The 8,352-nt window shown below is 63.2% G+C and carries 7 protein-coding genes; all 7 read right to left on the bottom strand.

What is annotated here, in order from left to right:
- The coding region (locus AC4D2M_RS11825) for a beta/alpha barrel domain-containing protein (RefSeq protein WP_490892072.1) at nucleotides 1-437 on the bottom strand (437 nt) is incomplete at its 3' end.
- Between the two features lie 132 nt (nucleotides 438-569).
- Nucleotides 570-1,946, bottom strand: coding sequence for an L-serine ammonia-lyase (locus AC4D2M_RS11820; protein ID WP_490892071.1), 1,377 nt, complete (start codon nucleotides 1,944-1,946; stop codon nucleotides 570-572).
- Nucleotides 1,946-2,578 (bottom strand): sarcosine oxidase subunit gamma, encoded by a 633-nt coding sequence (locus AC4D2M_RS11815; protein ID WP_490892070.1) that lies wholly within the window; start codon nucleotides 2,576-2,578, stop codon nucleotides 1,946-1,948. Before AC4D2M_RS11815 ends, AC4D2M_RS11820 begins: the two co-directional genes overlap by 1 nt.
- Nucleotides 2,571-5,492: a sarcosine oxidase subunit alpha family protein gene (locus AC4D2M_RS11810; RefSeq protein WP_490892069.1), complete on the bottom strand. Its 2,922-nt coding sequence runs from the start codon at nucleotides 5,490-5,492 to the stop codon at nucleotides 2,571-2,573. The genes AC4D2M_RS11815 and AC4D2M_RS11810 overlap by 8 nt, the downstream gene beginning before the upstream one ends.
- The gene (locus tag AC4D2M_RS11805) at nucleotides 5,489-5,812 is read right to left on the bottom strand and encodes a sarcosine oxidase subunit delta (protein ID WP_490892068.1); all 324 of its coding nucleotides are present in this window, start codon (nucleotides 5,810-5,812) and stop codon (nucleotides 5,489-5,491) included. Before AC4D2M_RS11805 ends, AC4D2M_RS11810 begins: the two co-directional genes overlap by 4 nt.
- 13 nt (nucleotides 5,813-5,825) lie before the next feature.
- Nucleotides 5,826-7,043: a sarcosine oxidase subunit beta family protein gene (locus tag AC4D2M_RS11800; RefSeq protein ID WP_490892067.1), complete on the bottom strand. Its 1,218-nt coding sequence runs from the start codon at nucleotides 7,041-7,043 to the stop codon at nucleotides 5,826-5,828.
- The gene (glyA, locus tag AC4D2M_RS11795) at nucleotides 7,043-8,341 is read right to left on the bottom strand and encodes a serine hydroxymethyltransferase (RefSeq protein ID WP_490892066.1); all 1,299 of its coding nucleotides are present in this window, start codon (nucleotides 8,339-8,341) and stop codon (nucleotides 7,043-7,045) included. Before glyA ends, AC4D2M_RS11800 begins: the two co-directional genes overlap by 1 nt.
- Nucleotides 8,342-8,352 lie beyond the last annotated feature (11 nt).

Below are 8,352 nucleotides of genomic sequence, written 5' to 3'. Positions count from 1 at the left end.
CGGATCATCGCCGCCCCCTCATTGATACGGCGCAGCGCCTCCCCCAGGTTGGTGGCACCACACACGAAGGGAACAGTGAACTTCCACTTATCAATGTGGTTGGTGAAATCCGCCGGCGTGAGCACCTCGGACTCGTCAATGTAATCAACGCCCAGGGACTGCAGCACCTGCGCCTCAACGAAATGACCGATACGGGCCTTGGCCATCACCGGAATGGACACAGCCTCAATAATGCTGTCGATCATGTCCGGATCAGACATCCGGGAAACCCCGCCCTGGGCGCGGATATCAGCGGGAACCCGCTCAAGCGCCATGACGGCAACAGCGCCGGCATCCTCGGCGATGCGGGCCTGCTCCGCGGTGACAACATCCATGATGACGCCGCCCTTGAGCATTTCCGCCATCCCGCGCTTAACACGACTGCTGCCGGTGGCCATGTGTTCATAAGGGAGTGGTCTAAGGGTCAAGTCTTGCTCCATGGGAACGGTATGCCTGTAGAGCCAGGCGTTGGAATGGTGGGAGGAAGCCCGGGTGTCCGCGAACACCCGGTAGACAGGCAAGTGTCCGGATCAACACTCGATGACGTTGACCGCGAGCCCGCCCCGCGAGGTCTCCTTGTACTTGACTTTCATGTCAGCACCGGTTTCCCTCATCGTCTTGATTGCTTTGTCGAGGGAGACCTTGTGTGATCCGTCGCCGTGCATCGCCATGCGCGCCGCGTTGATGGCCTTGTTACTGGCAATGGCATTGCGTTCGATGCAAGGGATTTGCACCAAACCGCCGACGGGATCGCACGTCAGCCCCAGATTGTGCTCGATGCCCACCTCGGCAGCATTCTCAACCTGCTCCGGTGTGCCTCCCAGGACTTCGCAGAGACCCGCTGCAGCCATGGAACACGCCGATCCGACCTCGCCCTGGCAGCCGACCTCGGCGCCGGAGATGGAGGCATTCTCCTTGAAGAGAATGCCCACCGCGGCCGCCGCGAGGAGAAAGCGGACGATGCCGTCCTCGCTCGCTCCCGGAATGAACTTCTCGTAGTAATGCAGCACTGCCGGGACGATGCCTGCGGCGCCGTTGGTCGGTGCGGTCACTATGCGGCCGCCTGAGGCATTCTCTTCATTGACCGCCAACGCGAAAAGGTTCACCCAGTCCATTGCACGCATCGGGTCTGTATCATCCGTGCGGGTGGACAGCGCGGCGTACAACCTGGGGGCTCGCCGCGGAACGCGCAGTCCACCGGGCAGGACCGGTTCGGTACGCTCGCATCCGTTTTGAACGCATTCCTTCATGACGGACCAGATATGCAGCAGTTCGCTGCGCAGTGCATCCTCGCTCCGCCAGGACAGCTCATTTGCGAGCATGATGTCGCTGATACGCAGCCCTTCCCGGCGGCAATGCTCGAGAAGCTGGCCGCCGGTTGTGAACGGATACGGGAGCGGAGTGGTGTCCTGAACGATGCGGTCCGCACCTGCAGCCTGCTCGTCGACGACGAACCCGCCGCCCACCGAATAGTACGTCGCAGCCTTGAGCACCGACCCATCGCTTTTCTGGGCGGTGAACGTCATGCCGTTCGGATGGGCAGGCAGGGATTTGCGCCGATGGAGGATAACGTCCGCATCCATGTCGAACCCGATCGGCCGTACAGCGGCCAGATTCAGTTTCCCCTGTCTGGCTGCATCGGCCACGATCTCGTCGGCACGGTCGGTGTCCACCGTTTCGGGGGTTTCCCCCTGCAGACCGAGAACCACGGCCTTGCCGGATCCATGGCCATGACCGGTGGCGCCGAGGGAACCGAACAACTGGGAGTGAACGCGGGTCACCTGTTCCAGCAGCCCCTCTGCTGCCAGAACGTCAGTGAACCGCTTGGCGGCACGCATGGGGCCAACGGTGTGTGAGGACGACGGGCCGATTCCGATCGAGAAAAGGTCCAGCGTGCTCAGCGCCATTAACTTATCTCCGGTGCTTTGTACTCAGCCATGGCATCGACAAGCCACCGGCCCAGGTAGTCCGCGAAGGAAGACCGCGGGTAGAGCCGGAAAGTCTCCGCCTCCACCTTCCGAAGGATCACCGGAACGTGCCCGATATTCGTGTTCACCGCTGTGCCCTCCTTGAAGGCCCGGGGGTGAAGGTCCACTGGGCATCCCTTCTCCAGGACGCCCCTGGCCGACGGACCGGTCAGTTCAAAAGTGGTCCGGTTGGCGGAGAGATCGAGCACCGAGCCCGGAAAACCCTGAAGCGCCTTTTGCAGCGCAAGGACAAGATGCTCGGAAGCTTCATCCGAAACCACAAGGAACTCGTCCGGCGCCAGCCAGAGGACAGAGCGTCCGGACCCCGTTGTGACCAGACCGTGCCGGTCCGGGAGCTGCGCCCCGAGGACCTCCTCGAGCCGATGCGCGCCCTCGCTCTGTGGCGTCGCCCTCAAACCGACCATCGTCTGGAACGGCACCTCGCGAAGGCTTACTCCGCGCCGGCCGTCCACGCTCGCGTCGGCGAAGGCAGCTGCCAGATGGCCTGCCGGGCTGCGCCGCAAGGCGGCGTGATCAGTGGTACTGGTGTTCTCAAGGAGCGTGTCAGCCATCTCGGCGGTTCCCTTCCGGATCGTAAAGTACGGTTTCGGCGACGGTGACGTCGACGAGCTGGTCGCCTACCGGAGCCACAAGGGTCTCCCCGATGCGGTTGCGGCCGTTTTTGATCAGCGCCAGGCCAAATGAGCGACCCAGCGCCTGGCTGTGATAGCTGGACGTGACATGTCCGACCATCGGAACAGCACCCGCTCCGGCCTTCTCGATGGCTCCCTCCTCGACAAGCTGGGTTCCCTCGGGGAGCCGAATGTGCTTGTCCACAGGAAGCACACTCACCAGGTGCTTGCGGTCAGTGCGCTTGGTGTCCTCGCGTGAGTAGGAGCGCTTGCCCACGAAATCCTTGGCCTTGGAAATGATCCATTCCATGCCGGCATCCTGGGGTGTAATGGTGCCGTCAGTGTCCTGCCCGACGATGGGATAGCCCTTCTCGGCGCGAAGTACGTGCATGGTTTCGGTGCCGTAGGGGGTGATGTTGAACTCTGCACCGGCGGCTGCCACGTCCTCCCACACCTGCTGTCCGTACCAGCCCGAGACGTTGATCTCGAAGGCCAGCTCACCGGAGAAGGAGATACGGCAGACACGCGCAGGGATCCCCGAGGCGAGGGTGGTCTCCCGGAAGGTCATGAACGGGAACGAATCGTTGGAAACGTCCAGCTCCGGTGCCAGCTTGGCGACCACTTCACGGGACTTCGGGCCGACAATTGCGATGGTGCTCCACTGCTCAGTCACCGAGGTGCAATTCATGTCCAGCTCCGGCCACTCGGTCTGGAGCCACTCCTCAAGCCAGTCCAGAACCTTTGCGGCGCCGCCTGTCGTGGTGGTCATGAAGTAACGGCCTTCGTCGATGCGCAGGGTCACGCCGTCGTCGTAAATCATGCCGTCCGGAGTGCACATGACTCCATAACGGGCGGAACCGGGTGCGAGCTTCTTGAAAGCGTTGGTGTAGATGCGGTTCAGGAACTCACCGGCATCGCTGCCCCAGATCTCAATCTTGCCCAGCGTGGTGGCGTCCATGAAGCCCACCGAATCCCGCACTGCAGCGCACTCGCGCGCAACCGCAGCATCCATGTCTTCACCCGGCTGTGCGTAGTACCAGGGACGCAGCCACTGGCCCACGATCTCGAACTCGGCGCCCTGGGCGACGTGCCATGGGTGGATCGAAGTGAATCGTGCCGGATCGAAGAGGTCGCCTCGTTCGCGACCCGCCAGCGCCGCGAACGCCACCGGAGCGTAAGGAGCACGGTAGGTCGTGGTACCGATTTCGCCCGGGGTCGCTCCGCCGTTCAGCGCTGCGGCGATCACGCCGATTGCGTTGACACCGGAGGTCTTTCCCTGGTCGTTGGCGGTGCTGATGGAGGTGTAGCGCTTGATATGTTCCACGGAACGCATTCCGGCGCCGGTGGCCCGAAGCACGTCTGCAACTGTTTGATCGCGCTGCAGGTCCACAAAGTGCTCGCTCAGGTCCCCGAGCTGCGAGTTTTCGTCATGGACGAGCCACAGCGGCCGGGTCGGACCCTGCGCCACAGGCGGGTGGGAGGAAACCGCGAGGGCATGGGCGCCCATCTCGTTGACGAAGCCGGCGTTGAACGCTGCCACCGATCCTGCGTGGCCGCCTTCCGCAAGGCAATCCTCCGTGGCAAAGCTGCCCGCGGCCGATCCGACTATCTGCTGGCCCTCCACCGCATCGGACGGCACGAATGCAACCAGGCTGTCGTCCCAGCGGACGCGGCCCTGGCGCTGGCTGTGAAGGTGGGTGACCGGGCTCCAGCCGCCTGAAACGGCAACCAGATCACAGGCGACTTCCGCCACCGGCCCGTACGCAATGCCGTCGTCATTGAGCGATCGCACGACGGCACCGCTGACGCGCGGGTTGCCCACGGTGTCCGCGACAACGGAGCCGAGCAGGACCCGGATTCCTTGGTCCGTAGCGGCCCGGGCCGCGGGGGACGCTTCAGGCCGGGCATCTGCGATCGCCGCGATGCTGATGTTTGCACGCTGGAGGTCGCTGACCAGGTCATACGCGCTGTCGTTGTTGGTGCTGATAAGCACTCGGGCACCCGGCGCCACGGCGTAACGGTTGATGTAGGTGCGGACTGCCGAGGCGAGCATGACACCTGGACGGTCGTTGTTACTGAAAACGATGGGACGCTCATGTGCGCCAGTGGCAACAACCACCTGCTGGGCGCGAATGTGCCAGAGTCTCTGACGGGAGACCGGTGACATCTCGGGCGCAGCTGCAGCCTGCCCGAGGTGGTCCGTCCGGCTCTGGAGGGCGATCACGTAATTGCTGTCGTAGTTTCCGAAGGCGTTGGTGCGGGAAAGGATGGTGACTTCCTCGGCGGCCTCCAGCTCAGCCCGAACGGAATTGATCCATTCGACGGAGCTCTGTCCATCGATCGTGGTGCCCGGCGCGGACAGGAGCGAGCCGCCCAGTTCCGGCTGGTCGTCGATGAGGATCACGCGGGCACCTGTGACGGCGGCAGCGCGGGCAGCGGCCAGCCCGCTGGGTCCGGCTCCGATGACCAGGACGTCGGTGTGGACGTACTTCTTGTCATAGACGGCCGTATCATCGGCCGGATCCAGCTGGCCCAGGCCGGAGAGGTACTCGGCGGAGAGTCCGTCGGTCAGCTCCACCGTCGTGGCCGGAAGCATCGACTCGTTCACGCCGCCCTGGCCGCGGTGATGAACCTTCACCAGCGCATTGGGTTCCTCGATGCCGGCGGAGAGAATGCCGCGAGGCCGGCTCAGATACAGGGAGGGAGCGGTTTCAATAACTCCATTGGCGAGCAGGGCGGAGGCAAGGGTGTCACCGGCGTGACCGGTGTATTCCTTGCCGTCCACGGTGAAGGCCAGCTCCTGGGAACGGTCGATCCGGCCGCCTTCGGCGACGCGGTGAGGCTGAGGTGTCATTTGGTCCCTCCAGCAATGGGGCCGGTGCTATCGGCTTGGGCGTTCGTGATGTCGGGACGGGCCCCACCCGGAGGGTAGACGGCCGAGATCCGGTAGGTGACTGTGTCGCGGATGGCGTTGAACCATTTGCGACAGCCGGCTGCGTGCGACCAGCGTTCAGCGAACTGGCCTTTCGTGTTCTCGCGGTAGAAGAGGTAGCGTGCCCATTCTTCGTCGCTGAGCGCGTGGGGGTCTGCCGGATACTCCACATGGGCCTGTCCGCCGTAGTGGAATTCGGTTTCGTCTCGTGGCCCGCAGTTGGGGCACTGGATCTGTATCATGCCGTCTCTTCTTTCAGTGGGCCACGGCGGCTGCGCCGTGCTCATCGATGAGCGCACCGGTGACGAAGCGTTCAAGCCCGAAGGGTTTGTTGAGCTGGTGGGGCTCGTCATTGGCGATTGTCGCGGCGAAGCTCCAGCCCGCTCCGGGCGTTCCCTTGAAGCCGCCGGTTCCCCATCCGCAGTTCACGTACATGTTCTCAACCGGGGCCTTGCCGACGATCGGAGAGGCATCCGCCGTGGTGTCCACGATGCCGCCCCAGGTCCGGAGCAGGTGGGCACGGGCGAAGATCGGGAACAGCTCGACGGCGGCAGCCATCTGGTTCTCGATCACGTGGAAGGATCCACGCTGGCCGTAACCGTTGTAGGAATCGACTCCCGCGCCCATGACCAGTTCGCCCTTGTGCGCCTGGGAAACGTAGACGTGCACGTGGTTGGACATCACGACGGTCGGGTGGACCATTTCATGCAGTTCGGAAACCAGCGCCTGCAGCGGGTGTGACTGGATGGGCAGGTCAAAGCCGGCCATCTTGGCCAGAACGCTGGAGTGACCGGCTGCGCACAACGCAACCTTGCCTGCGTTGATGGTGCCACGGTTGGTCTTGACGCCGGTGACCTTGTTGCCGTCCTTGATGAAGCCTGTGACTTCACAGTTCTGGATGATGTCCACGCCGAGTTCATCGCATTTGCGTGCGAAGGCCCAGGCCACGTGGTCATGCTTCGCGATGCCCGCGCGCGGCTGGAACGTGCCGCCCAGGATCGGGTAGCGGATCTTGTCGCTCGTGTTGATGATCGGGCAGACTTCCTTGACCTGGTCAATGTCCAGCCACTCAGCATCGACGCCGTTGAGCTTGTTGGCGTTGACGCGACGCGTGGAATCACGGACATCCTGCAGCGTGTGGTCCAGATTCAGGACACCGCGCTGGCTGAAGAGGAAATCGTACTCGAGCTCCTCCGGGAGCTGCTCCCACAGTTTGAGCGAGTGCTCGTAGATGGCCGCACTCTCGTCCCAGAGGTAATTGGAACGGATGATCGTGGTGTTGCGGGCCATGTTGCCACCAGCCAGCCAGCCCTTTTCAAGGATGGCGATGTTGGTCATGCCGTGGTTCTTGGCCAGGTAGTAGGCAGTGGCAAGGCCATGTCCGCCGCCGCCGATGATGACTGCATCATAGGAGGACTTGGGCTCGGGATTGTGCCAGAGGAAATCCGGGTGCTCCGGGAGGAGATCAGCCATTACGCTACCTTGATCTTTTGAGCGGAGAGGTTGGGGTACAGGGGGAATTTCTCAGCCAGGTTTTCAACCCGCTGTCGGAGTGCTGCCGCGGTCTCGTCGCTGAACTCGCGCTTGAGGGCTGCGGCGATAATGTCCGCCACCTCGCTGAATTCAGCCGCGCCGAAACCTCGGGTGGCCAGAGCCGGCGTGCCGACGCGCAGGCCCGAGGAGATCATCGGGGGGCGCGGATCGAACGGGACGGCGTTGCGGTTGACGGTGATCCCGATGCGGTGCAGCCGGTCCTCGCCCTGCTGCCCGTCCAGCTCCGAGTTACGCAGATCCACCAGGACCAGGTGCACTTCGGTGCCGCCGCTGACGACAGTCGCACCGTTCTCGGCTACGTCATCAGCAAGTAGCCGCTGCGCGATAATCCGGGCACCTTCCAGGGTGCGCTCCTGGCGGTCCCGGAATTCTGGCTCGGCTGCCAGCTTGAAAGCGACGGCCTTTGCGGCAATAACGTGTTCCAGCGGGCCGCCCTGCTGGCCGGGGAAGACTGCGGAGTTGACCTTCTTCGCGATGGTTGCGTCGTTGGTGAGGATGATTCCCCCGCGCGGACCGCCGAGTGTCTTGTGCGTGGTGCTCGTGACAATGTGTGCGTGCGGGACGGGATTCGGGTGCAGACCTGCTGCCACCAGTCCGGCGAAGTGCGCCATGTCCACCATCAGGTAAGCACCAACGAGGTCGGCGATACGACGGAATTCGGCGAAATCCAACTGCCGGGAGTATGCAGACCAGCCGGCGACGATCAGCTGCGGCTTGTGCTCGACAGCCAGGCGTTCCACCTCGGCCATGTCGATCAGCATGTCCTCTTCGCGGACTCCGTAAGGGACGACCTTGTAGAGCTTTCCGGAGAAGTTGATGCGCATGCCATGGGTCAGGTGCCCGCCGTGCGCGAGGTTCAACCCGAGAATGGTGTCTCCGGGCTGGATGAGGGCGAACATCGCAGCCGCGTTGGCCTGCGCACCGGAGTGAGGCTGGACGTTGGCAAAGTCGGAACCGAACAGCGACTTGAGGCGGTCGATTGCAAGCTGCTCCACAACATCGACGTGCTCACAGCCACCGTAGTAACGCTTGCCGGGGTAACCCTCCGCGTACTTGTTCGTCAGGACGGACCCCTGCGCCTCCATAACGGCAGTAGGAGCAAAGTTTTCAGAGGCGATCATCTCCAGAGTGTTCTGCTGTCGTAGCAGTTCCTGCTCCACGGCGGCGTGGATCTCGGGATCGGTCTCTGTGAGCGAGCGGGTCAGAATCTCGACCATCGTTTCTCCTA

This window comes from Arthrobacter sp. TJ-270 (genome assembly GCF_058269075.1).
The sequence above is the reverse complement of the archived record's forward strand: the minus strand, read 5'-3'. Positions and strand labels throughout refer to the sequence as shown.